This is a genomic window from Arthrobacter sp. B055-34, from assembly GCF_059090425.1.
Genome location: NZ_JBNHFQ010000005.1, coordinates 328,381 through 353,083 on the forward strand (window position 1 = coordinate 328,381; position 24,703 = coordinate 353,083).

General features: G+C 58.9%; 19 protein-coding genes and 1 pseudogene. 10 read left to right on the top strand and 10 right to left on the bottom strand.

Going from position 1 to position 24,703, the window contains the following annotated elements; genetic code table 11:
• Positions 1-2: 2 nt before the first annotated feature.
• Positions 3-461, bottom strand: a complete 459-nt coding sequence (locus tag AC5RWO_RS12315) for a DUF2510 domain-containing protein (RefSeq protein WP_498731638.1) — start codon at positions 459-461, stop codon at positions 3-5.
• Between the two features lie 309 nt (positions 462-770).
• Here AC5RWO_RS12315 and AC5RWO_RS12320 point away from each other — a divergent pair, with 309 nt between their 5' ends.
• From AC5RWO_RS12320 to AC5RWO_RS12330, 3 genes are all read left to right on the top strand, one after another.
• Entirely contained in the window at positions 771-2,912 is a 2,142-nt protein-coding gene (locus tag AC5RWO_RS12320) for an AAA family ATPase (protein ID WP_498731639.1), read from the top strand.
• A gap of 3 nt (positions 2,913-2,915) precedes the next feature.
• Entirely contained in the window at positions 2,916-4,673 is a 1,758-nt protein-coding gene (locus AC5RWO_RS12325) for an McrC family protein (RefSeq protein WP_498731640.1), read from the top strand.
• Positions 4,674-4,768: 95 nt separating this feature from the next.
• Complete coding sequence (locus AC5RWO_RS12330; RefSeq protein ID WP_498731642.1) at positions 4,769-10,075, top strand: PDDEXK-like endonuclease domain-containing protein; 5,307 nt, start codon at positions 4,769-4,771, stop codon at positions 10,073-10,075.
• Between the two features lie 334 nt (positions 10,076-10,409).
• Here AC5RWO_RS12330 and AC5RWO_RS12335 read toward each other — a convergent pair whose 3' ends face one another.
• Positions 10,410-13,016: a hypothetical protein gene (locus AC5RWO_RS12335; RefSeq protein ID WP_498731643.1), complete on the bottom strand. Its 2,607-nt coding sequence runs from the start codon at positions 13,014-13,016 to the stop codon at positions 10,410-10,412.
• 430 nt (positions 13,017-13,446) lie between these two features.
• Here AC5RWO_RS12335 and AC5RWO_RS12340 point away from each other — a divergent pair, with 430 nt between their 5' ends.
• Together AC5RWO_RS12340 and AC5RWO_RS12345 are read left to right on the top strand one after the other, a co-directional pair.
• Positions 13,447-13,800, top strand: a complete 354-nt coding sequence (locus tag AC5RWO_RS12340) for an alpha/beta hydrolase (RefSeq protein WP_498731644.1) — start codon at positions 13,447-13,449, stop codon at positions 13,798-13,800.
• The gene (locus AC5RWO_RS12345; RefSeq protein ID WP_498731645.1) at positions 13,797-13,952 is read left to right on the top strand and encodes a hypothetical protein; all 156 of its coding nucleotides are present in this window, start codon (positions 13,797-13,799) and stop codon (positions 13,950-13,952) included. Before AC5RWO_RS12340 ends, AC5RWO_RS12345 begins: the two co-directional genes overlap by 4 nt.
• A 107-nt stretch (positions 13,953-14,059) precedes the next feature.
• Here AC5RWO_RS12345 and AC5RWO_RS12350 read toward each other — a convergent pair whose 3' ends face one another.
• Positions 14,060-14,716 carry an ATP-dependent DNA ligase gene (locus AC5RWO_RS12350; protein WP_498731646.1) on the bottom strand — a complete coding sequence of 219 codons (657 nt, stop codon included), beginning with the start codon at positions 14,714-14,716 and terminating at the stop codon, positions 14,060-14,062.
• A gap of 266 nt (positions 14,717-14,982) precedes the next feature.
• The gene (locus AC5RWO_RS12355; protein ID WP_498731647.1) at positions 14,983-16,380 is read right to left on the bottom strand and encodes a hypothetical protein; all 1,398 of its coding nucleotides are present in this window, start codon (positions 16,378-16,380) and stop codon (positions 14,983-14,985) included.
• Positions 16,381-16,544: 164 nt separating this feature from the next.
• On the opposite strand from AC5RWO_RS12355, the gene AC5RWO_RS12360 reads away from it, so the two are divergent.
• The 5 genes from AC5RWO_RS12360 (at position 16,545) to AC5RWO_RS12380 (ending at position 21,693) form a co-directional block, all read left to right on the top strand.
• On the top strand, positions 16,545-17,627 hold the full coding sequence (locus AC5RWO_RS12360; protein ID WP_498731649.1) for a hypothetical protein: 1,083 nt from the start codon (positions 16,545-16,547) through the stop codon (positions 17,625-17,627).
• Between the two features lie 1,331 nt (positions 17,628-18,958).
• On the top strand, positions 18,959-19,216 hold the full coding sequence (locus AC5RWO_RS12365; protein ID WP_498731703.1) for an Hsp20/alpha crystallin family protein: 258 nt from the start codon (positions 18,959-18,961) through the stop codon (positions 19,214-19,216).
• 721 nt (positions 19,217-19,937) lie between these two features.
• Positions 19,938-20,303, top strand: coding sequence for a hypothetical protein (locus tag AC5RWO_RS12370; RefSeq protein ID WP_498731651.1), 366 nt, complete (start codon positions 19,938-19,940; stop codon positions 20,301-20,303).
• Between the two features lie 123 nt (positions 20,304-20,426).
• On the top strand, positions 20,427-20,579 hold the full coding sequence (locus AC5RWO_RS12375; protein ID WP_498731652.1) for a hypothetical protein: 153 nt from the start codon (positions 20,427-20,429) through the stop codon (positions 20,577-20,579).
• A 343-nt stretch (positions 20,580-20,922) separates the two neighbouring features.
• Complete coding sequence (locus AC5RWO_RS12380) at positions 20,923-21,693, top strand: hypothetical protein (RefSeq protein WP_498731653.1); 771 nt, start codon at positions 20,923-20,925, stop codon at positions 21,691-21,693.
• Positions 21,694-21,747: 54 nt separating this feature from the next.
• On the opposite strand, the gene AC5RWO_RS12385 is transcribed toward AC5RWO_RS12380, so the two are convergent.
• The 6 genes and pseudogenes from AC5RWO_RS12385 to lepB all read right to left on the bottom strand — a co-directional run bounded on the left by AC5RWO_RS12385 (position 21,748) and on the right by lepB (position 24,701).
• Positions 21,748-21,975, bottom strand: a complete 228-nt coding sequence (locus tag AC5RWO_RS12385) for a hypothetical protein (protein WP_498731654.1) — start codon at positions 21,973-21,975, stop codon at positions 21,748-21,750.
• Between the two features lie 110 nt (positions 21,976-22,085).
• Positions 22,086-22,334: pseudogene (locus AC5RWO_RS12390) on the bottom strand (magnesium chelatase domain-containing protein); the annotation flags it as partial.
• Positions 22,334-22,690: a YraN family protein gene (locus AC5RWO_RS12395; RefSeq protein WP_264668384.1), complete on the bottom strand. Its 357-nt coding sequence runs from the start codon at positions 22,688-22,690 to the stop codon at positions 22,334-22,336. The pseudogene AC5RWO_RS12390 and the gene AC5RWO_RS12395, both read right to left, overlap by 1 nt.
• Before the next feature lie 129 nt (positions 22,691-22,819).
• Positions 22,820-23,146 (bottom strand): DUF2469 domain-containing protein, encoded by a 327-nt coding sequence (locus AC5RWO_RS12400; protein ID WP_074702055.1) that lies wholly within the window; start codon positions 23,144-23,146, stop codon positions 22,820-22,822.
• Positions 23,147-23,235: 89 nt separating this feature from the next.
• Positions 23,236-23,949, bottom strand: a complete 714-nt coding sequence (gene rnhB, locus AC5RWO_RS12405; RefSeq protein ID WP_498731655.1) for a ribonuclease HII — start codon at positions 23,947-23,949, stop codon at positions 23,236-23,238.
• A complete protein-coding gene (gene lepB, locus AC5RWO_RS12410) occupies positions 23,946-24,701 on the bottom strand; it encodes a signal peptidase I (protein ID WP_498731656.1) in 756 nt (251 codons plus the stop codon). The genes rnhB and lepB overlap by 4 nt, the downstream gene beginning before the upstream one ends.
• Positions 24,702-24,703 lie beyond the last annotated feature (2 nt).

The following is a 24,703-nucleotide window of genomic DNA, read 5'->3' on the forward strand; positions in this document are numbered from 1 at the left end:
GACTAATCTGTCGGCTTGGTGAATTCTGTCCATCCAGTACCGTCCCACCAGCGGAGCAGATCCTTATCGCCTTGAGGATCTGTATAAAACCCCGGAGGCGGTCCTGAGGATGCTGAGGGTTCTATCGCTGCCGCTTCAGGTTCTTCGCCTTCCCGGCTGCCTTGTTGCCGCTTAGCGATTCTCTCCATCATTTCGTCGAGGTCGGACTTGTCCTTTTTGAATTCTGCATTCTGCTGCCAAGGTGCCTGTCCCAAATCTGCCGCACTTGGCGACCGATTGCTCGCTGCCTTGGCCTGCGCTGTCCGCTGCCGAGCCTTTGCCGCTTTTTCCCGCAACTCTCGCTCGGCTGTCTGCTCTTCGATTTTCCGACTTAGTTTGTCTGTGAGCGATTCTCGATGCAATGACTTTTGATGCCCGCAAACCCTGCACTTCGGCATGAAAGCCAAGCCAACCTCAGTCACTCCGCCTGTGCCGACGGCCAACATTCCACGGGTAACGTTTCGCGCACCCACATTGACACTAGTGCCCATACATTTGACACAGTCACGGCAGCCTGTGTAGACCTTCTTAGCCATATCTCCCCCATCGAGTTACCAATCAAGCAACTATCACCGCTGCGCTCCACCCATTGCAAGAAGAACACGCTTAATTGCTGCATCTCCGACGAGTAAGAAATATGCGACGCAGATAAAGACAACGCACACAAAAGTTGGCATCGGAGCGGATAGCCTGCAAGTAGCCCAAGAACCGAAATAGGGAGTGAGCGATTCATGCCTGCAGTGCAGAACAATGCCCGACGGCTTCGTCTGATCCTTGAACTACTGAGCGAACACGACGAAGGCCTGCACAAGACCACAGGCGCAGATGCCCTATATCCCGCGGCTTTCGAACGCATCCCTCTCGAAGGCACTGAGACCGAAATGGGTTCCAATGGGAGAAACCGCGGGGAGGTCAACTTAACCTGGTCCACGGTGGACCTGGTCAAAGCGGGCTGGCTCAAAAAGAGTGGAACCGGCCTGTGGAAGATCACGGACGGAGGGAAGCAGGCCCTCTTGGACTTTCCCGACGCTGTCGAGCTGGCTGCCGAAGCGCGCAGCCGCTACATCGCGTGGAGCGCGGCGACTACGAACCAGAAACAGGAACAACTGCGCACCACCATCTCCCCTGTCGATAAGGACGAGGAAAAAATCCGGGAAGCGGCCCTGCTCTTTGTTGAACGAGGGTTGCAGGGTGGTGAGTCAGTATTTGCCCCGGGGAGACAGGTTTGGGCGCGCGGACCGGTAGATGAACTGCGCGAGGTGTTTGTGGATGCACCCGATGCGGAAGCCGGCAACTTTGTCGACAAGCTTCGGTTCCAGATGTCCGATGTTTCCGACGATGCGCGCCTGTTGATGACGGAACTTGTCTGCTGGCAGCTGCTGCCCATCAGCCCCAGGCGGGTCGGTGAACGGATCAAAACGGAGCGGATCCAGTCCCTGCTCGGCTATATGGATCATCCGGTGCAGATTCCCGCCGAGATCGCTAAAGCCTTTAAGGCGGGCAGCTTTGATCCTGGACGGGCGATGATCAATCAGCTCTACCAGGCCGTGTCTATGATCATCGGGCTGCTGGATTTGTGGTTGCAGAAGGCTGAAAGCGAGCGGGAGTCGCTGCTCGGTGACGCGTGGGCGTGGAGGCAGTTCGTCAATGATCTACCAGGGCACCGCTTCCCGACTCAAAGAAACGCCCTTATCTACCTGGTCCACCCCCAGCACATCACTTCCGTTGTGTCGGCGGAACATAAGACCCAGATCAAAAACGCTTTCAGCGGTGAACTGGCCGACCCCTCCGGCGATGTTGACCGGGATCTGCTGGCCATCGTGCTCAAGCTGCAGCAAAAGACAGGGGGTCCCGTGAACTTTTACGCAGACCCTTATGAGCAGGCGTGGAGGGGCTCTGCCGCCCCGGCTCGCTCCGTTGCGGAAATCGATGTTACGGCCGAGGCGGAGGAAGCGGCCGCAGCAGGCCTACGCCACCGGTTCAGGCCTGCTGATGCTGCCCTGGCGGAAGCGGTATTCATGGATCAGGCATGGCTGCAAAGGCAACTGGATCTGTTGGAGCGTCGACGCCAGATCATCTTCTACGGCCCGCCGGGAACAGGGAAGACGTATGTCGCTCTGAAACTGGCAGGACACGTGGCCGGCGATGACAAGTACATGGAGATCGTCCAGTTCCATCCCAGCTATTCTTATGAAGACTTTTTCCAGGGATATCGGCCCGTCACTTCCGAAACCGGATCGCTCACCTACGAGCTCCAGGACGGACCGCTGCGGCGGATTGTCGAGCAGGCCGTGAAAAACCCAGAGTTCAACTACGTCCTTGTCATTGACGAAATTAACCGGGGTAACCTAGCCAAGATTTTTGGTGAGCTTTACTTCTTGCTCGAGTACCGGAACAAACCGATAAAGCTCCAGTACAGCAGGAACGACGAGGACTTCTTCACCCTCCCTTCCAACCTTTTTTTGATCGGCACCATGAATACCAGCGACCGCTCCATCGCCCTGCTTGATGCGGCCATGCGCCGGCGGTTCTCCTTCATTGAATTGCACCCCCGGAAGCACCCGGTCAATACTGTCCTGCGACAATGGCTCGACCGCGAGGACCTGCACCAGGAACCGGCGGAGTTGCTCGACCTCCTCAACAGCAAGATCAGCGATCCGGATTTCAACATCGGGCCCAGCTACCTGATGTCCGCGGACATGCCCTCGGGCTGGCTCGAAGACATCTGGGAACATGAGATCCTGCCGCTCCTGGCCGAGTACCACTACGGCGAAGACCTCGATGTTCAAAAGACCTACGGCCTTAATGCGCTGCGAGCCGAGAACGTCAACCTCGGACCCAACCCGGCAGCGGCGCATGGGCAAACCGGGTGAACCGTGGAAACGCTACATTTGCGCGAAGGAAGTGCCCCGCAGCGGCTTTGTCTCCCCGAGGACGTCGCCGCTGCCCTGAACCAGCTTGATGCCGCCACCGTCGTTCCTGCCGGCGGAGGCGACTGGTCAGTATCGAACATCCGGAAAGTCGGCGTCATCCGCGTCGGCGGATACCAGGTCGAGATTCAGCCCAAGGTCTCCATCGCTCGCCTGTTTTTCATGATGTGCTACTCAGTGCACCGCGAGTTCTGGAAGGACCAAGATGCAGTTATCAGCGCAGACGATGATCTACCGGAGATGGTCGCAGAGGCCTTTATCCGTCACGCCGCCCAGGCAACTGGCGCCGGGCTCTTGCAAGGGTACGAAACCCTCAATGAAGCCCTCCCTATCATCCGCGGACGCATCGATATTGCGGCACAGATCAATCGGCGGGCAGGCCTGGCGCTCCCCATACAGGTGACTTTCGATGAATACAGCACAAACATTGCGGAGAATCAGCTTCTCCTGGCAGCCGCCCACCGGCTGCTGCACATTCCGTCCCTCAACCAACAAACTCGAGCCCGACTCGGAAAACTGACCCGACGCCTCGACGGAGTCGCCTTCTTGCAACGCGGAGCGCCGCTGCCACGGGTACACTTCACCCGGTTGAACAGTAGATACCGGAACGCGCTGATTCTGGCAGAACTGATCTTGAAAAACTCGTCCTTGGAGCAACGTCCCGGACACGTTATCGCTACCTCATTCCTCTTTGACATGTGGCAAATATTCGAGGACTTTGTCATTACCGCATTAGCCGAAAACTTCCGCCAGATCAGTGGAAATACGGAAGCACAGGCCCGCGGCCGCTACCTCGATTCCAAGACCAGCATCGCGCTGAGACCTGATCTGCTCTGGACGGATGGCTCCGCGGCACTAGCCGTAATTGACGCGAAATATAAAAAGTCTTCCAACTATCCCAATGCCGACATTTACCAAATGCTGGCCTATTGCGTGAGGTTCGGCCTGCATGCGGGACATCTCGTCTACGCCGAGGGCGAGGAGGACCCGAAGACCCACGAGATTTTGGGACATGACACCAGCATCCACTGCCATGCAATTAACCTGGACCAACCACCCGCTGCCTTACTCGAACAGATCAGCCGCTTGGCCAGGGGAATAGCCGACACAGCAATATTTAGCGGTGCCGTCGATTTGGAACTAAACGAGGAGTTCGAATCATCCATCGACGAGGAAGGAGAGGGGTACGGGTTAAGAACGGAAAACGTGCCGGGGGTCGCCGCAGAAGGGCAACCGACTGTTAAAGCTCAACTCGGAAATAACCCCGCTGCAGATCACTTTCTTCGGTTTCTAGCCGAAGCGTCCGCTTGGCCGGGCGTGTCGGTGCACGGCATTAAGCCAAGGGGTGGCCAATCAGGAGCGCCCTTGGACTACACCCGCTACCTTCGCATTCGGCGTCGCGGGTCGCGCGTCGGCGGCTTCGTCTACACCTACCCGATTGATGGTCAAGTCAATTTTCGCCTGGCTTTCGATTCCGATGAGGAACTGCACGGCATCGCCCCTGATGCCTGGAGACCGACAACAGGGCACCCCGAGTACCGCACGTCCATCCACATCCTGGATAAAAAAACCCTGGACCAGGCACTTGAGCTCGCCAGCATGGCCTACAAAAAGACCCAACCATCGTTAGAGGATGCTGAAGAAGCGCGTTTTGAGGAAGTCGACGAAAAACAGAACATCCTTATCAAGAAATTTCGTGGATAGGACCTATCCCAATCAAACTAGAATAACGAAGTGCCGTCCTTCGATTTATTTCGTTGTTGGTTCGACGGTTTACAGGAAATAGCCAGGGGGCGGCAATGAGCGACAAAAACAGCGACAGTTCCAATGAAGTGCGGGACCATGTCCTGGAACTGATTGATTTCCTCAGTGCGTACGACGCCCGCCGAAACTTACCGGTTCGCAACCTTGCAGATTTTCGCATGTTTGGTCTACGGGATTCAGACCTTCCCGACCATCCCGCTGTAAATCTCCTCCGTGGAGTAGAAGCCCCTTGGCTTACAGTCGATTTCATCGATCTGCCGGTTCCGCCCACCGTTCCGGAACATCTGAGGCCGTTGCTGGATTCGGTTACGCCGCTGGCTGCCAACAAGAAACCCAGCGTCGTTGCTCCATGGCCGGCCAACGATGAAGAACCAGCGGCCGCAGACATCGCTGATGTGGTAGGCCCTCCTGAAGTGTCCCCGGAGGAAGCCCGGCGCCGCTCTGATCTTCTTGCTGAGGCCGCTACCTGGATTCAAACTGAATGGCTGCCATGGAGCGAACAAACACACTTAGCTTCAGCGGTGAAAAGCCTGCATCGGAACCTGTTCGAACAACGTGAACAGCTCTTGCTGGAACGGGAATCCACCGAGCTTTTGTGGGGCTTCGGCCGCGGCCGATGGGTGAAAGACGGATTCACCATTGATCACCCTCCCCTGACTTTTCCCGTCGAGATCGATCTCGACTCCCAAAATCAGCGGATGTCTGTGCGGCCGGCCGGATCTCATCAGATCGAGTCGAACTATCTGCTGGGTCTGGATCTTCACGACCGCCCATCACTGTCCGCTGCCCGGATAGCATCAACCGGGCTCGATTTGGATCCGTGGTCCGGCACAGAATGCACCGAGCTGATAACTCGGCTTGCTCGATTCATTGATGACAATGCCGTCGTCATGGAGAGCGCGACGACGGCAGGTCCTGATTTCCGCGCCGACAACTCGTGGACGCTCTTCATGCGGCGGAAAGTGCCGGATTCGCAAGGTTTCCTGGAGAAGATGCGCCAGACGTATCTTGACCCTGAAGGTCTCATACCCATGGCTCTGCAGGACATCGTCGCCCATGCGTCGGGAGTCCCAACATCCCCGGCCGATGGGACGGCTGCCTCGGAACCCTCTGCAGTCTCTCTAGATCCCCTGTTGCTGCCGTTGGCCACGAACGAGCAGCAACAGCGCATCCTCCGCCTTGCCCAAACCCACCCCGGTGTCACGGTGCAGGGACCGCCGGGGACGGGAAAATCGCATACCATTGCGAACCTAATCAGCCACTACGTCGCATACGGCCAGCGGGTTCTTGTCGTAGCGGAAAAAGAACAAGCCTTGAGAGTCCTGGCTGAAAAGGTCCCCAACGGCATTCGCGACCTGACGGTCTCCGTTCTTGGTGCCGATGAGGACAGCCGCAAGCAGCTGGAAAAGTCGATTTCAAATATTCAGGCCCACGTGAGCGTGCTGGACAAGCAGGAATCCGATGAACAGATACAACGATTGCGCAGCGAGCTCGATGCCATCGACCGCGGCATCGCCGGTACCACCAAGGACATGTTTGAAGCCCGCCAGGTAGAAACTGTCTCGCTCGAAGGCGGCTGGGCAGCAGGCACAAGTCCAACACCGCAGCAGACAGCCCAATGGCTTCGAGAGAATGCTGAACGCTTCGACTACATTGACGACCAGCTTTCCCCGTCGACGCCTTGTCCCATCACACCAGCGGAATTCCAAGAGCTTGTGGGTCTCCTGGGATCCCCAGGAGTCAGTAGGGCATCCGAGGCCCTGCAGATACTGCCGGAGCCGGCCGACCTACCCAACGGAACCCAGCTGCAGGAACTCATCGAGCACATCCGCACAGGTCACGACAGCGCCAACACCGTGAAACCCGCGTTCCGAAGCTGGGAGACCTTTGAAACGGCTGATCCATCAGAGATAGCCCTGCTCGCCTCCGATCTGGATAAAGCCGCCTCGACACTGGCCCAGATCGAAGACTCGGTGTATTCCTCCGTCCTGACGCATACTTCCGACCCCCTGAGGTCCCAGGAATGGGCCCTCTATTTGGAGCGGCTGATCGAGCTGAGAGAGGCCGCGTACACCCTGCGCCGGACGTTGCTAACACGTGCTGTGGTCCTTCCCGATGTCATGAATCCGGCCGTTCCTCAACGGTTGCAAGAAGCACATGATGTCCTGGCATCCAAGGGCAAGTTGGGCATGTTCGACCGGCAGGCAAAGAAGGCGCTTGAGTTGTTCTCGGTGGGCTCCCGGACGCCAGCCACGGCCGAGGATGTGGCCCTGTGCATCGCCGCGGTCTCCCTCGAATCAGTCCGCAGGCAAATCGCTTCCTTGTGGAGCAGTCAGTCTCCTGCCCACGGCAGCCAGGGGCTTTCACAACGCCCGGAGGATGACATAGCCGCAGAAATAGCCGTGTTCCAAAGGCTGTTCGACTACCCGAACCTGGCGGACGATCTCGATAGCCGCCTCACGCGCATCGGATATGGGCGTATTCCTCAGGCAGGTTCCGACGCGCTCACTACCGCATCGCGCCATCTGAAGTCGGGTAAGCACTGGCATGACGTATCCCGAGCGGCAGCCAAGGTCGAAATCATCCGGACGGTGTTGAATACCGGTGCCAACAAGTCCGGTGCTTCACCCCTTTTCCAGCACTTGGCGAAGGATCTCTCCACCCACGACTTCGGGTCGTGGGACGAACACCGCGACACGGTGTTGCGCCTGTTGGAAACGAGACCTTCGGCCCGCCGGCTGCTACACCTGCAATCCACGCTTGCCGCTGCTGCTCCGACCTGGACCGAGGAAATCGTTGCCGACCCGGCAGCTGCCAAGGACCCACAGAAAATCCACACAGCATGGCAGTTCCGCCAGCTCGAGTCCTGGCTCCGGGCTCTCACCAACAAAGCCAATCCCGGCGAGCTCCAGGCACAAATCGACGAATTCTCAAGTCGACGCCGCAAGACTGTCTCGGCGCTGGTCAGCGAAATGGCCTGGCGGAGACTGGCGGACAATCTGGGCCCGAAGGAACGCCAAGCATTACAAAGCTACATCCAGGCGACAAAGAAGTATGGAAAAACCGGCGGCAAGTTTGCGCAGCGGTGGATCAACGAAATGCGCCGGTCTCTGGACGAATCGAGCACCGCCGTACCAGCCTGGATCATGACGACGTCGCGGGCTTTGACGAGTTTCAAACCGGACAAAATTCCGCCCTTCGACGTCCTCATCATCGACGAAGCATCCCAGATTGGCTTCGAGGCCCTTCCGCTGCTGTCTCTGTCAAAGACTGCCATCGTCGTCGGCGACGACAAACAGACCAGCCCCGAAAACGTTGGTCTTAACCGCGAGCAAGTCTTTGAAATCATGGACGACTACCTGTCCCGGGTACCCAATTACCGAATCCTGTTCGACCCGGATAACAGCCTGTACGACCTGGCGGTTCAGAAGTTCGCTACGCCGATCATGCTCACGGAACACTTCCGATGCCTGCCCGAGATCATCTCGTTCTCAAACCAGCACGCATACAACGGACTCATCACCCCCTTGCGGGACCAGCCACCAACACCAGGATGGCCGCCCCTCGGCCTGGTCAAAGTCCGCGACGGGTACCGCCAAGGTGACATTAACGAGCCGGAGGCAGCACAGGTTGTTGAACTGATCTGTGAACTCTGCGGCAACCCGGACTACAAAGGAATGACCTTCGGGGTGGTCAGCCTCCTCGGATCCAGCCAATCAAAACTTATTTGGGAGATGCTCTACGACCGCCTCGGCCCGGAGGAGATGGAACACCGGCAAATTCGCTGCGGAGAGGCAGCCAATTTCCAGGGCGACGAGCGTGACGTCATCATCGTTACCACCGTGGTTGCGATCGACCCCTCGCTGCCCGCCAAAAGGCTCGGCTCCATGACCAGCCTCCGCGACCTGCGCCGAATAAACGTGGCTACTTCGCGCGCCAAAAATCAGATGTGGGTCGTGACCTCCGTAGAACCCGACCAACTTCCGAACGGTGACCTGCGCGCGGAACTGATCCGGCACTGCACTTCGGCCGGCACAGCCTCCGTCATGAGCGAGAACCTCTTCGACGCTTGCGATTCTGAGTTCGAGATCCGCGTAGTCCGCGACATCCTAAACAGGGGCTACAAGGGCGTGGAAGTCCAACACAAGGTAGGCAACTACCGCCTAGACATCGTCGTCTCCGGGCCCGACGGACGGCTCGCCATAGAGTGCGATGGCGACCGCTGGCACGGCCCCGATGTCTGGCACCGGGACCGGGCAAGGCAAGAGGTTCTGGAACGAGCCGGATGGACATTCGCACGCATCCGGGGCTCAGCCTATTTCCGTGATCCGGAGACAGCCATGCAGCCAGTGTGGGAACGCTTGGATTCGCTCGGCATCCCCACAGGCGATGAATGGATGACCAGCCCCCGCGGACCAGTCGTTCGCGAAGTTTTCGAAGAACCCGCAGAAACCAAAGCTACCGGTGAATCCACGAATGACTCAGCCCCCGATTTTGATCTCTGGACAAATGAAATGGCTGCCACCAAAGAGCCACGGCCCGAGCCCGACGAAGTGGAACAAAAGCCGGCCGCCACCATCGACTTCCTTCCCGCTGACCCCACTTCGCAAGAAGACGAATCCACGCAGTCACCCGCATCCGAGGGGGGGCCGGAGACAAGCGCCGCCATCACCGCTGATAGGACCGACACTCTCCGCCCAGCAAATGTCTTGCAACACCCCGATAAGCCGCACGCGGAGCAGGATCAGGACGAGAACGAAAACGCTGATGAACTCAGTGACGACAGCGAAATGGAAAGCGCCGAGACCGTCGACGGCCCTCTGACACCGCAAGGATATGTGCCCCTTGCCCCGTATATAAGCTGGAACCGCCAGGAATTACCGGCGGTCGCTCCAACTAACCTCCCCTCCATTCAACTGGGGCTGGTTTCCATCATTGGCGCAGAAGGCCCCATGATCGCCCGCCAAGCCTATCTACGCTACGTTCAGGCTTCCGGTGGTCAGCGAGTTGGACGGGAGACTCAACGGCTATTCAACCAAGCCGTCAGCCGCGCACTTCGGGCCGGGTCGCTAAAGCGCATCACCGATGGAGTGCCCGGAATCGTCAAGGCAACACTGCACACACCGGGACAGACACAAGTCAGACTAAGAGCCCTGGGACCACGCACAATATTCGACGTACCAGCGTCGGAACTACACACCTTGATGGAACTGCTCACCGCTCAAGGGGTGCTTCCGGACGAACTCCCCCGCGAAGTCCTCAACTGCTACGGCCTCCGCAAACTCACCCAAAAAACGCAGGCTTACATTCGGGAATGCCAAGAGTATGAGTGGTCCCGTTAGCGGCAGGCCAGAGCCGTAACGCCGATAACGGATCCAATTGTCACCCCGGCTCGGATTCGCTGTCCGAACCGGGATAGCTGTCATATGCCGGGTGAGCCGAAACTTGGGACGATCAGCAGATAGGTCTTCGCCCAAGCCTTCGCCTTGTTAGATCCGATGGTTTTCCCGCCAACTCTCTGCTGTATCGTCATGCCAGTGACACACCCGCTAATCAGCTGGCCGGTCTCCTGTCCATCGTCACCGTATTGAAACAGAGATAACAGCAATTACGACGTGACCACGAGCATCTTCATGGAATTCCAGCCGCCCAATTCCATCCAATTCCTGCCTGTTCCTACCTACCCCTCCCCAGAACAACGCGAGATCGGTACGCCTCGAAGATTTTCCACCACTGATTACGAACGTCTTCGTATGGCTCCAACCATTGGGTGCTGGGCAAGGTTATAGGGATCCCAAGGGCATCAAGTAAGCATTCAACTGGGATCCATGACCTGCTTTGAGGCTTTTGCCGCTCTATCGCATCTCCTACCTCACTCAGCCGGGAATAATCCTCCGCAACAAACGCTCGAATGGCTTTGACGAGCGCGGTGCGAAATCCGATTTGAGCACTATTCGCAATGTCGAATGTCTCGAGACGCTCAACGGCAGCCTTGTCATCAGTTTCGCTCCCTGGACTCAGAAGAGCGAGCGAAACTAAACAGTCTTGCGTCGCGGCATCATGTCCGACGGCTTCCGCGAAACCAAGCAAGCGTTCAACGTCTGCACGATCCACATTTCCTTCAACGACAGTCTTCCACCTAAGCAAGACGCCTGATTTCTCCAACCACTCCCTTTGTCTCCCACCCTTCTTGAGCCGATCGATGGCTTCGTGGGCACCGATCATCCAGCTTTGGGGTCGCCCGTGGGCCAATTCGATGTTCGCCTTCCCGACATCTCCACGTTCCCTCGAGAGTTGATGAAGCGTCTCAGACGCCTCACGGAAACGTCGGGCTGCTATAAGGGTATGAACACGTTCATACCTGTTGAGATCTGTTGGTGATCGCTTAATCAAGTCGTCGAAGACCGCAAGAGCCTCTTCCCACAGGTACTTATTTCGGAGGTTGTAGGCAAGATGCCGGCCGGCCGGTAACGCCAACGGATGTTTGGAACTGAATAATCTACGAAGTAGTGCCCTTCGCTCCTCTATCGGGACGCCCGAAGTTTTCGCTGTTACGAAGTCCAGCACTGATTGTCCATATTCCGTCTTTGAAACTGTCGGAATGTAATTCGAGAGACCGGAAACGGATGGACCATACACAATCGCCTTGGTCAGCCAATCACTGTAGCTCGGAGAATCAGACGCCTCAATTGCAACATCTTGGCCACAAACGATAGAAATTGCCAATCCGACAGCTGCATGGCATGACGGTCCATCACCCTTCCCTGCAGCATTAAGGTAACGCCGATGGGCCTCACTGCAAGCTCTAGTTCCGGCGGTGTACCAGTCCTGCCCCGACCAGCTAGCGATTTTTCGATGATCGCTCCAGCGGATAGCGGTGCGGATTTCATCGTGCATGCGATACGGGTAGTGCGCATCCTCCTCATAGTCGATCATCGGCCGCAGCACTGCTCGCTCCGCAGTCCCATAGTCAACATCAGCCGCGGCGGCAATCAAGCTCGAGTCGAAATACATGAACATCGAAGCAGCCCTCAAAGCTCGCTGTTCATCTGATGGAACATACTCCAGCACTCGCATTACCAGTTCGCCCAAAGAGCCGGTGACATCTGCCACCGTGACCTCTGCGCGGCCATTGAGTTGAGCGGTCAAAGCAACTACTCGTGCCAACTTCAGATACTGTGGGAGCCCTCCAGATGCGATTACAAGTTGGTCAACAACCTCGTCTGATATTGGTAGGTCGTACTTAGCCCGGCCGAGGACAATTACTTTCCTTGTGTCCGCTGATGACAATTGCCTAAGGCAGTGTTGTCCATCATGTTGTGCACCGGGGACAAGTCCAGGCCAGACAACTGGACCAGCCACATGAAGATTCGTCCTCCGTTCATCAAACCAGTCGAGCCTGTCGCGGCCGGTCATCACGAAGAGGACATTCGGCATCAACCAAACCAGCTGATTTAACCGACGTTCTCCAATCCTGCGTGGATCCAGAGTTAGGCGTTCGAGAGTGTCGACAAAAACGACGACAAGAGGTGACAACTCATCCCAACCATTTGAGAGGTCATTCGCGAGCAACCAAGCCAAGTCAACAACTAGGTCCAGTTGCGGATCAGCGGGGCTTGGGAGCTCGACGCAACGCTCTAAAAGGTTTCTGTACCCGTCGAAAGTTTCGAAGGCGAGCCTCCGCACCTTCCTATGTTTAAGCTCCCGCACCACGCTGCGCGCCGCGGTGAATCCAAGCCCGATGGCTGTATCAAACATTCCCAAGTCACTAAGTACGGCACGGAAAGTTTCACCGGCAGCGTCCGCAAACCCATTGTCTTGATGACCTTTCATGGGCAGTGATTCGCCGGGATGGGCAGCCCCCCAGTAGGCAGCAAATGCAAAGTCGAAAGCGGGCCATGATTTCCGGAGCCGGCCTAATTCTTGTCGAATGGCGACAATCGCGCCGATCACGTCAAAGTGCCCACCGGACTCCGACAAATCGATTCGGATCAGCGCATCAACGGCGGTAGAAGTCCTTGACCCCCAACCATTTATCAGTGGCAGGTCCCCTTTAGCCCACAACCCCAGCCGTTCGGAGAGCTCGGACTTTCCCACTCCCCCACTGCCGTAATACACCAGGACGTTCTGCCGCACGTTCCAATCCGCGTTTTCGCTGTCAAGTCTGCGGCGGTGAGCCAAGAGAGCCTTCTCGAACACGGTGGATTCGACCTCTCGGCCTGTGAATAAATCAGAATCGTGCGGCTCATAACCGCCCCCCATAACTCGCGGATCCATCCACATAGCAGCTCTGCTTTCTACCCCGCATACAGTGCAATATGGCTCAGCCTATGGCATTGCGTGCTACTGAGCGAGGGTGAAGTTCCTGTAGTGCTCAGCAGGCCAGTGCCAGGCAACTGTCTTTCATAGCACTTGCGCTTGCAAGAACCGGGTCCGTTGCGCTCTCGTCTCTGTCAGGTAGCAAGGGACAGCATGACGCCCAAGCGGTCGGTGCTGTAGACGACCTGTAGCGTGCCAAACAGTGACGGCCGTACAAGAAGACGTAGAAGACAAAGTATGGCCGCGATCGTTCCCGTGGATCCTGGGCGGAGCCCTGACGGGGACATGTTGCGGCGGTAGCCCAGTTCCTCCGCGATCTGGCGGACACGCAGCGCCGGTCGCCGAGCGACGACGGAATCCTCAAGAAACTCAATGGTCGCCCCCTCCCTGCGCTTTGAGCGCGCCTCCCCACCCAGTCGAGCACCTATGGCGGGCAGTCAGCGAACCCGCGGAACTTGAGCGCTACGGCGTGCCGGTGGGCTGGATGCTTCGCGATCACTACCCGGTACGCAAGAACGTAGTGCGAGCGGACATCCCGACCGCCGTGGTCTACGGGAGCGCGGACACCATCGTGCCCGCACAGCAGAGCCGGGACGTGGCTCAGGCGGCCCGGGACGCCGGAAACTACGTCATCGAGGTGGAGGTAGCGGCGGCGAACCACAACGATGCAGCACTGGCGATGGGTCCCGAACTCGTTGGTGCCCTCGTCGACGTGGCTGGCCGCGGCGGGGCGACCGGGTGCCCGTGACGGCTCAGGACGCCGAGTACAAGCGCGTTTCGGCCGCTCACCACGCACGCTTCACGTCAATGGCCAGCTGGAAGTCCCCGGCGGAAGGCGTCCAGACGCTGCAAGAGCAGATTCCCGTGCACACCTGCCTTAGTGTCTCCAACATGGACTAGTGAGGCTGTACCAGTGCCGCTTGGTCGTTCCGGTCGCCGACAGGGGGTGCTTTGATCCACTCCACCCCCTTCGACGAGCAAGCCGAGGCCGCCTGAAGCCGCATCCCTCAGGATGCGGCGGGTAAGGAGACGTCGAAGTCGACCGGGCCCCTGGGACTGAAGGATTGCGATTTTCCCTTGATCATTAATCCCTCCACTCCTGTGGCGGGCAGTTCTTTGAACCAGGTGTTGGCCTTCTCACGATCGGTGGTGGCCGGCGACAAGTCCAGCGGTGCTTCCCAGTCTTTGGCGAGCTCATCAAGCAGAGCCCGGCGGCTGTCCAGGGGTTCCCGGCGGGTGTCGTGTCCGGCCACGGCGAGGAGATCGAAGGCAACGAAGTGGGCCGGCTGCTCGCGGACCTGCCGGGCCAAGGACTTTGCCGATGTTGTCAGGCGCTGCTGCAGCACCGAGAAATCCAGCCGGTCATTGGACCAGATGACGGCTTCGCCGTCGATGAGGCATCCGGGCGGCAGCTGCACGGATGCTGCCGCAATGAGGTCAGGAAAGTACCGGGTGAGGTTTTGCCTTGGCGGGACCACAAAGCCTTGGCGGGACCACAAAGAGGTCTCTTTCCCGTCCCTGGCGAGGACAGCCCAGTAGCCGTCACACTTGGGCCCAGAAAGCAGGCCGCCGGGCAGGGCATCCGGCCGCGGCATTTTCTCCACCGCTTTGGCGAGGACAACCTCGACGGGCGGGCGCAGTCCGGCCGGAAGCCTGGTTTCCATGAGCTAACACTACAAAGCCGTTCCGTGATGTTCCTATATAGGCAGTCGCCAGCTATAGGCAGTCGCCAGCGGAAATTTGTCACCTCACAGAGCCAAGGACGCGCGAAACACTGTGCCGCATAGGGCCCCGTGACCGGACAATTCACCAGATCGGTCTTACGGCACACCGTTCTGGCCATTGCCGCAACGCCACAGGTCAGAGGGTGCTCTGTCCGCAAGGGACGGGCTTACGAACATCTTTACAAAGGGTGTCAGGTTTCGGTTTACTAGACGCCGATCTTGTGTTCTACGTACTTTTGTAGGATGTCAAGGCCTACGCCGAGCCCGCGGTTGCCGAGGTCCGCCAGGAAGCGCTTGAGACGACCGCGCGCCGCGACACGCTCGGCCCCTCGCGCACCGCCGTCCTCCAGCTCGTGAACCGCCGTTTCCAGCTGAGCGCGCTCGTGGCCGCCAAAAGTCGCAATGAGTTCGAGCAACTGTTTCGCTTCGGCTCCGAGGTTGACGGTTCCCGCGATGTTCTGGACCACCGAACCCGTAACCTCGTTGATGAATTGCGGATTGAAATTATTGACTGTTAACGAAGGACTTGGGTTCATCCTCGGCCCCTCGATAACCCCAATGGCCGCCGGAGGCGGAAGCATCTCGTCCAAAACAGCCTCTACATTCCTTCTAGTCAACCCGTCGACCTCAAGGACGATGTTCTCGAGTTGATGCTTCAAGGTCAGCATCCGCTCCTCCCTTCGTTGTTTAAGGTCGAGGCTGAGACGGCGTGCCCTGGTCGCATACCGCGACACAATGATTGTTGCTGCGTCCTCCGCTACACCGTGTTCGATCAGCTGGGCGACAGCGGCCGCTGGCATGGACACACAGTCCCCGAGGAAGGACGAGAAGTCCTCGAAGTAACGGCTCAATCCACCCTCAGGCTGACCGTCCCCACTGAAGAATTCGAACACCTGGCCGGCGGCAGTGCTGTAGCCCTCCTGACGAACGCGGCTGTGGCCCGTCTGGCCAAGCCACTCGCGAAACAGGCCGAGGAGAGCCTCCGCCTCTTGGGCGTAGAGACGACCGCTGGGGACGTAGAAGCGGAAGAGCAGGTGCCGCTCATTGTCCTCTAGGAACCCGCTCGCGATGATTGAACGTTCCACGTTCGTGCGGTACGGAAAGACGTTGAGTTGACGATCACGGAGCATGGCGTTCACGCGCTCCCGCGTGACATCGGAGATCGCTCTGAAGGGATCCTGCCATTCCTCCCTCATAGATTCGAAGAGGGCGCGATCCTCGTCGCTAAGCCCGAGAGGGAAGAAATTCTCCCTCACATGCTCATCTGCCGGAACGTCGTTGGCCGCGCGCTGCTCGTCGCTGAGGAACACTGCTTCATGGACAAGAACGACATGAGAACGGTCGGCGAGAGCATCTAGCAGGGCCCTGGACGCTTCTTCATACTCGGACCGGCACATTGCCTCGTAGTCGTTGCGCCTCAGAACGACCAGTGCGCCACGACAGTGCGGCGAAGTAATCATAGTGACGATCCTGGCCCAATTTTCAGGCTTCGAACTAAGCAGCTTCTTAAGATACAAGACACCGCTCGACCTCAATTTCGTTGTGGCCGATTCGCTGTCAACGTCTCCTATGAAAAGGAAGTAGTCAGGCTCATCCGTGGTCATCCTCTATTTCTACAGGCTTCGCGCAGTGGAGCGAAGCCGGGCCGGCCGTGTTCACTACTGAGTAGGCGTCCGAAAAGGAATTCCCTTACGATCGTTCCCGGTTTTACCGGGTGTACTTGGCGCAACAGTCTCACGCTTCGAATTTGTCACTCTAGACTGCTGGGGTGGCGAATACAGGCGAACGGTTGCAGCTGGCGGCAGCTGGCGGTGTCACGATTCTGTCGACTCTCGTGGCCCTCCACTTTTCCCAGCCGGCCTTCGCTCCGGTGCCTCCGCTGGATATGCCTGGTGCAATCTTTGTGGGCGTTAAAAAGGGGTCGGCCTCGGCACCGGTTCGAGTGGATGTTGCGTTGGGCTTCCAGCCCTCTCCGAGCCTGACCTCATTCGACATGTTCCTGAGGGGAGATGTCGACGCCGCTGTCTCGCCGGAACAAGCAGGTGACTTGATGATCGGGTTCTGTGGAGCAATGAAGGACGTTCAATTACGCAAGACGAGCGACGGCGAAGAACTCAGATTCGATCCTCCAATAGCTCCGTCGGATAGGGATCTTTCTGTAGGTTCGGTGGGACTCGAATTTTCCCTGAGCGATGACTGCGTTATGACCGTCATCAGCAAACAAGACTTCTCGGATCAAACCGTCGGAGAAGCCGGCATCGGCTGGGGCGTTGCCCTCCAGGGAGAAACGACAGCTCCGACTGAAACCGTTGCGGGCGCCCAGCACCGCTATGCCTTTCCTCGTATCGCAACCCTGACACTGCCTGTCGAGATCCTGGACATTGAGTCGGTAACTGCTGCATCCGTTGTCAGCATCAAACCTAACGGCCTTCCAGCCGAGTACGTGCCGACAGTTTCAAGCCCAGAAGTGGAAGATCCGACAGCCCCTACGTGGAGCCTTCCCCTTCAAAGTGCTGACAAAGCCGCAGGGTTTCGACTGACTGGCGTCGATCAGCGACGCGAGGCGGCCGTCCAGCGCGAGCTGTTCCTTGCCTCCGCGTCGGCAGGTACCGCGGGTGGTGGCCTGATCTGGTTTTTTGGAGCTGCTGGCCCTTTTGCCGATGCACTTCTCCGCAAATTTCGGAAAGGCGCAGCGCCTGTCATTGAAGAGGCAGGTGAGCTGACTCCATCTCCTGCCAGTGGGAACGATGTCCCGGATTCTCCGACTTACCGTCGTTTGGTCGCAGCGTCTCTACTTTCAGGCATCGCTGGATCTACGCTCGCTTGGCTGGTCAGCAGACGCAAGCCTTAGTTCCAGGGCTGATGTTCCCGCCCCAAAAGCATCTGAGGTTGTGCATGGTCACCCACCGATATCCGGAAGAAGGATAAGCTACCGGGCGCGCGTGCCTAAATCGCTGGCAGACTGAAACCGTGAACGATCGATACGAGCCTTAACGATGATCAAGCGTCCACGGAAGAGCCGTGTTCTAGCCGAGCCCGTTAGACCGACATTCTTAATCGATCTTCGTACGACCATTGATTCCGCCGTGGCGCGGAATAGGGCTCTCGTCGTTGCGGCACATTCCTATGACGGCTGGGAAGCCGGCCACGAAACCGTAAATGGATGGCGCACTCAGATTGCCCTAGTGGCCGACCCAGAAAGGGTGTTGGAGGTTTGGTACGACAACCTCGACCATGACGTGTTCGTATCAGGCGAGGTGGAGTACAAGGAATGGACCTGGGAGCCAGGTGACGAGACGTCACAACGCAAGTGCTTGGAGGAGGTGGGCCAACTTGTCGATGCCTACGCGCGCGGCCGGCTTCCACCGCCCGTCCGTCGCCGCTCAAGCTAACCCTGTAACTATTCAGTCGGTCGTCGCCGTCGCAGCTAATGGGGTGGCCCGATTCGCCGCCGACGTCAGAACTGCGTGCAACGATCGAGGATGGACGGTAGCGGATCGCTTACCGGGCTAGCCGGCGGACGTCAGTCGAACTTTTTGAGTCTCCACACGTTGCCGTCGGCCAGAGGTGCAGATAGGTAGGGCCGGCCTGGGATTCAGCTCTTGCGCTCGACAGGCATCCTGTCGGAAAGGAGGAAACTGACCGTGGTAGACGATCTCGGGCGCTTCGCTTCCGAGTACTAGCGTGAAAATCGCCAGCCGGGGCCCCTGGATATCTACATATACATAGTTACCGCGGATGCTCACCGTCCCTTCCACCCCTTCGGGCAGGTTTGAGACGATCCCCTCCATTTCCCTCGAGAGACCTGAGAGATAGCTACGTACATCCTGGTCACCAGTCATTGTCTGTTATTTTGTCGTGCTTGGTACGGCTGCGGAAATCAATGGTAGAGGATCCTCCAATGCACATCGCTACGTTGGCGCTTTGGTGGTTTGAGGAACATTGGGGAAACTTGGAGCATGGTTCCTCACCGCCGGAATGTTCTGACGCTGCGGCCGTCCCTCATGACAATGGAGACAACCATCTCGGCACGGCGAAGCCATCGGGTGCCCGTTCCGTTCCTCGACTTCTTGGTCGATGGAGTACCTATAGCGGAAGGAATCCTGGGAGACGGATCCGACAGGCTGCCTACTCGGCTGCAGCCGGAGTGGGCCGAGTTCAACCTGACACGGCAGATCGAGCATCCGGGCGCAACGCACGCTGAAGGACAACGGCGGGACGCAGTGGTTGCTCAAGGAACGCGAGGGCGGTTCCTTCCGGCGCCAGCTCACGCTGGGCCAGGACATCGACCTCGACATTGCCGCGCACTACGACAACGGCGTGCTCAGCGTGACCATCCCGGTCACCGAAGCAACCAAACGCCGCAGGATCGAAATCGTTGGAGGCCGCCGGCAGGAAGCGATCGAAGAAACGGCCAGGCAGGAGAAGTCCGGAACCTGAAACCCTGCCTCCGCCTGCAACAATCCGGCGAGGGAAAGGGTGCACCGGAGTCCACCCTTTCCCTGGCACTGCTGGCACTGCATTAAAACAGGGCTGTGTATCGGTGCCCCGCTGATAGGAGTCATCTAGACCGAGAACACGTGGATGTGTCGGAAGAGGCGCGGTTATGGATGTCCTCACGAAACCCCCGTGACCTCCTGGCGATCTTCCACCGTCATGTGCGATTCGTCGGTGAACTCCTCCACGCGCTTGCAGACGGGGTTAGGACGATGCGAGAACTAATGGATGTGGCAGCGACCGATTATCAGCTGCAGTGGACAACGCTGGATCAGGTCCGAAGACGCATTACCTGGATGTCGGCTTTGGGGCTCGCGGAGTGCAAAAGCAAACACACATATCGGATTGACCAACGCCGGGCGGGAGGCGATGGCTGGCTTGCAACTTGGCGGGCCCGAGCAACGGCCAAGGACGGTGGCATCCGTCATGACCGTCCCGGAGCCGCCTCAATCGATCGCTGCACTCATCAAGGGCCTTGCCCCGGAGGTCCTTCTGGGCAGAAACTCTTCTCTGGGATACATACCGCGGGGGAACGGCGAAACCCGAGATTGTCGAGTCCCTGTACTTGCTGGTCAGTGCGTCATCCCCCAGCATCTCAAGAGCCGACCTGCTCGCCTTCGCACAAAAAACCTTCGAATTGTCTGAAAGCTCCTTCAGCGCTGTCATGACGACCCTGAACAAGTCGGGCCTCCTTGAACAGACAGGGTTTAACATCTACTCCCCGTCAAAGCCCGCCACCGCATGGCTAGAGACCCAAAGCACCTTGGACCTCGTGCTCATCCTGCACCACAGATTCCTGTTCATGCTAGAGATCATTCCGATGCTGGCGGAGTTTGATAGGGCCCCCGACCTCGCTCGAGCTGCCTACGAGCACTATGGGATGGCAAGGGTGGACGTCGGAGGAGTCAGAACTCGACTGCAGCTGCTCAAAGCAGCCGGCCTCATCGAGGAGCGTGCCAACTGGAGGTATCAACCAACACCGTTGGGAGAACGGATTGCCCTGGAAGTTCCTCGCTTTAGACGAGTATGACGACGAAACCAATGGCATGGACGAGCCGTCCAGAGACTCAGGCCCGTCGCCAGCATTCAAATTGGCTCTTGAGTTAGAAGCAGCGGCAGTGGCCGGAGATTCCCCGATCCGCTTGGAGAAGGCATGGACGGCGCACCCCATTTCGCGGCCGACGGCGTAACGGTCAACGGCAGCCTGTGGGACCACAACGAGGTTGCCCTGCGTGCGGAAATCCGCGTCGGCGGCCTCGCAGTCACCCGGCCGAAGGCGTTCGCCGTCGTCGACCTCACCGCGTAAAGACCGGCGGACCGGACCCGCGCGGGGAGTGCTTACTCCAATTCGACTCCCCCGCGGGGAACGTCCGCCCGGTGGCGAGTACGGCCCTTGCCCTAGCGGCCCGAAAACCACCACCCGACCCCCGGCCCGGCTTGGGATACTGGCCGGCGGTCACACAGGGCCGCCCCCTGCCGCTGCTCGGGGCGGCCCGTCCAAAGACCCGCCGGGAACGAAGTCCCCCGGCGGCAGCGGCCGTCTGCTGGGGAGCATGGCCGCGCGACGGAAGGCACGGACCACTTGCGGCGGCGGTCCGGGCCTTCCCCCATGCGGCCCTGCCATAAACTGCCACTATGACATTGGAACGGTGGCAAAAAACATCCGAACGGCCTCTCATAGCCGTCTCGCTCATTTCCCTCGCCGCATGACCGACACAACAACTACAACTGTCCTCACAGCAGTTATCACCGCCATTCTTTCCACAATCGTCCTGCAGTACGTGTTTGCACCGTGGCTGGAAGCGCGCAAGGCGAGACTGCTGAAGCGTTCAGAGGCTATCGCAGACTTCGCGGACATGCTCCTTGAGGCGGCAAACATCCTCGCTCCGGTCCTCCGCGTCGGCAAACAGTTAGAAAAACCGCTCGCGGATGCCGCACGCGAAATGTGGAAACGCGACTTCGATATGGAACGAAGGAAGTTCGTTAGACAACTATCGGCCATGAATCTTCCAAAGGCACAGCGGCGCTTACTCCTCGGCCGCGTCTACAGACAGCAGACCGACACCGTCATGGATTTTTTGGAGCAAGTTGAACGGCTTGAGGATCGTCCCCTTGAACCGGCATATATTCGCCTGGTGGAGCACCAACTCCGGCTCGCCTCTAAAGCCCTCGATCCTGCAAGCGTGACATGGCTGAAGCACCTCAGCGTCCTACGCGCCGCTTACCACTTGCGGAAGATGAAACCGGTCCGTCAGGAGGCACTGGTGGCATGGGCAGAAGCTAGCAACGAGGAATCAGAGCGCCACTGGATGAGGAAGTGGAAGGAAGATCCAGAACGATTCGCACGCGTTATGGGCGAGGAAAGCGCCGAACGCTTCCGTAAAACAGCTGCCCAAAAAGGCATCAGACCGCTCAAATAGCAGGCAGACAAGAAAGGGCCGGGGCGATTCACCCCGGCCCTTTCGATCCCTGCGCTATTCGTCATCCACCCTATCTGCTGCAGCCCGCAGTGCCGCCCCAAGCCCGCAAAGCCTGGCAGCGAGGTGCCGCAATCCATGGGCTGTTAAATCGGCGTCACAGCCCTCAAGGACGACGTGGTAGACCGGCGACGACCCACGGCAGCCGAGCAAGTACCCGAGCGCGACGCCGAAATCCTGTTCCGGGCCAAGGTGCAGCAGTTCAAAACCGCGTTCGTCGATCAACTCTTCCGGCGTGTGGCCCCGGGCACCAAGCCGGGCAGCTGTTCGTGATTGTTGTGGCAACCATGGCCGTTCTTCTTTCTATCCAAGAAGTGTCTTTCTTGACACCTCGTTAGATCAAAGCCCGAGCCCTTCTTCGGCAATGAGGCCGGGATGAGGTTCACGGTGATTTTGCGTCGACTCAACGGGATTCCGGCGTTCTTCGCCGCCGCCTTGATCCGGTCCTTCGCCTCGTTCAGCGACGCGTCCGGCAAGCCGAGAAGGACAAATGCCGGGAGGGTCTGGCCTATGTCGGCTTCGACCTCGACAATGTGCCCTGACAGGCCGACCAGTGCCACGGAGAATGTTCTGCCGAGCCCCATCAGCCCACAGCCTTCACATGCTCGATGACCGGAGGCGTTTGCCCGTCATGGAGAATGGCTACGGCATCGATGCGGTACCCGGTGCCCGACATACCGTGCGCCCGCAGCCATTGCAGGGTCAGGATCTGCAGCCGCTGCACCTTGGCAGGCGTAATCGCCTCGAGTGGATGCCCATAGTCTGGACTCCGCCGCGTCTTGACCTCGGAAACGACAACCGTGGCCCCCTCCAGGGCAACGATATCGATCTCCCCCGTGCCGGAACGCCAATTGCGGTCAACCACCCGCTGCCCGGCCTGCTCCAAATACCTGGCCGCCAGGTCTTCGCCGTCTTTGCCCAGTTTGTCTTTGGCTCTCATACCCCCAGCGTGGCGGCACGGACCGGCATGACACAGGGACTTGGGCCCTTATGTGGACGTTGCTGCTGACCGTGATTGCTGTGCAGGACTAGTGCATTGGCCATTGGCCGTCGGCAGGCGGGGAAAACACTAGTTGCCGAGGTCTGCGTCCTTGGGCAACGTCAGGTCATCGGTCTTGGTCAACTCTTCGATGTTCACGTCCTTGAAGGTCAGCACGCGGACCTTCTTGACGAAACGTGCCGAGCGGTAAATGTCCCAGACCCAGGCATCCTGCAGGGTCAGGTCGAAGTAGATCTCGCCATCGGCGGAGCGGGCCTGCAGATCAACGTGGTTGGCCAGGTAGAACCGCCGCTCGGTCTCCACAACATAGCTGAACAAACCCGCAACGTCGCGGTATTCGCGATAGAGCTGCAGCTCCATGTCCGTTTCATAGTTCTCAAGATCTTCGGCGCTCATGCCACTATCTTCTCGCAGTTCGGGTAGGTCTGTGTTCCCCGCCGGGCTTCGGTCCTCACGGGAGGCGATTACGGCGGGCGAAGAACCGGTCAGAGCGGTCCTGCTCCGCTCAGTTCAACGGCGGCCATGGCCGGGCTGTCCGGCGTCAGCCGCCAGCTCTGCCTGTGCTGGCTTGAAGGTCCCTTGTCCAGAATGGCCGCGCGGTGACTGCCGGTAGCGTAGCCTTTGTTGGCCTCCCAGCCATACGCTGGGTACTCGTCGGCGAGCTTTACCATCATTGCGTCGCGTTCCACCTTTGCCAGGACACTGGCGGCGGCCACACTAAGGCACTGCAAATCGGCCTTGATCTTTGTATGCACTGGTGCGTCGCACCCGGCGCCGTCGGATACCTCGAAGAGCGATGCCTGCGGCTGTGCCGAGAGCCAGTCATAGTTACCGTCCAGGATCACGACATCCGGCCGGGCTACGGCGAGCACCTGCAGCCAGGCGCGGGTTCCGGCCAAGCGCAGCGCGGCCATCAGGCCCAGGCTGTCAATCTCGGCTGGGGAAGCGTGGCCAACGCCGTAGGCGGCGGCCCAGGTCCGGATCACCGGCACGAGAGCTTCGCGGTCCGGGGCGCTGAGCAGTTTGCTGTCGCGCACACCTCTGAGCGCCTTGGCAGTAGTGGCGTCGATCAGCACCATGCCCACGGAGACGGGGCCGGCCAAAGCTCCACGGCCAACTTCATCCGCACCGGCAATCAGCCGGTGGCCCTGCGCCTTGAACGAACGCTCGAAGCGCAGATGCGCGTCCTTCGGCGTCATCGGCTGGCCCCCTGTGCCGGTTCTGTTTCTTCCACTGAGCCCGATTCCTGGCCGGGGTTCGCTTCATCAGGCGCCGGGACGGCGTCGAACACCTCCGGATAGCTGCCCAGCACACCCATCCGGCCCAACGGCCAGGCGATCACGGCTGCCCTGCCTTCCACCGCGTCGATGTCAATGAATCCGCCGGATTCCTCGTCGCGGTGTTCGCGGGAATCGGCCGAGTGGTTCCGGTTATCCCCCATGACCCAGATTTTACCCTCGGGAACAACGACGTCGAAGGGCTGGCGCGCATTGTCGGATTCAGGATGCAGGTACGGCTCGTTGAGCGGATAACCGTTCACGGTAATCCGCCCGTCGGCATCGCAGCAGACCACGCGGTCGCCGCTGACACCGATCACACGCTTGACCAGATGCTGCTGCGAGCTGTCCGGCAGCAGCCCAACAAAGGTGAGTGCCTGCTGGAACCAGCCATCGCCGTCGTTCGATTCTCCCGGAGGCAGCCAGCTGAGGTCATCCTGGAAAACAACAACATCCCCGCGGTTGAGGCTGAACGGTTCAGGCACCAGCAGATTGACGAAAATGCGGTCGTTGACCTCCAAGGTGTCTTCCATGGAGGTAGACGGAATGTAGAAGGCCCGGAACAGGAAGGTCTTGATCAGGAACGACAGCACCAGGGCTACCGCCACGATGACCGCGATTTCGCGCAGCCAGGCCAGAACCGGGTTTTTCCGTTTGCCTGCCGCCTGCTCCATGT

What these genes read in the sequence shown, in the direction of transcription:
- AC5RWO_RS12370 (WP_498731651.1), top strand. Translation starts at nt 19,938, where the DNA reads ATGACGACCCTGAACAAGTCGGGCCTCCTTGAACAGACAGGGTTTAAC.
- lepB (WP_498731656.1), bottom strand. Translation starts at nt 24,701, where the DNA reads ATGGAGCAGGCGGCAGGCAAACGGAAAAACCCGGTTCTGGCCTGGCTG.
- AC5RWO_RS12400 (WP_074702055.1), bottom strand. Translation starts at nt 23,146, where the DNA reads ATGAGCGCCGAAGATCTTGAGAACTATGAAACGGACATGGAGCTGCAG.
- rnhB (WP_498731655.1), bottom strand. Translation starts at nt 23,949, where the DNA reads ATGACGCCGAAGGACGCGCATCTGCGCTTCGAGCGTTCGTTCAAGGCG.
- AC5RWO_RS12395 (WP_264668384.1), bottom strand. Translation starts at nt 22,690, where the DNA reads ATGAGAGCCAAAGACAAACTGGGCAAAGACGGCGAAGACCTGGCGGCC.
- AC5RWO_RS12350 (WP_498731646.1), bottom strand. Translation starts at nt 14,716, where the DNA reads ATGGAAACCAGGCTTCCGGCCGGACTGCGCCCGCCCGTCGAGGTTGTC.
- AC5RWO_RS12320 (WP_498731639.1), top strand. Translation starts at nt 771, where the DNA reads ATGCCTGCAGTGCAGAACAATGCCCGACGGCTTCGTCTGATCCTTGAA.
- AC5RWO_RS12335 (WP_498731643.1), bottom strand. Translation starts at nt 13,016, where the DNA reads ATGTGGATGGATCCGCGAGTTATGGGGGGCGGTTATGAGCCGCACGAT.
- AC5RWO_RS12375 (WP_498731652.1), top strand. Translation starts at nt 20,427, where the DNA reads ATGGACGGCGCACCCCATTTCGCGGCCGACGGCGTAACGGTCAACGGC.
- AC5RWO_RS12330 (WP_498731642.1), top strand. Translation starts at nt 4,769, where the DNA reads ATGAGCGACAAAAACAGCGACAGTTCCAATGAAGTGCGGGACCATGTC.
- AC5RWO_RS12355 (WP_498731647.1), bottom strand. Translation starts at nt 16,380, where the DNA reads ATGACCACGGATGAGCCTGACTACTTCCTTTTCATAGGAGACGTTGAC.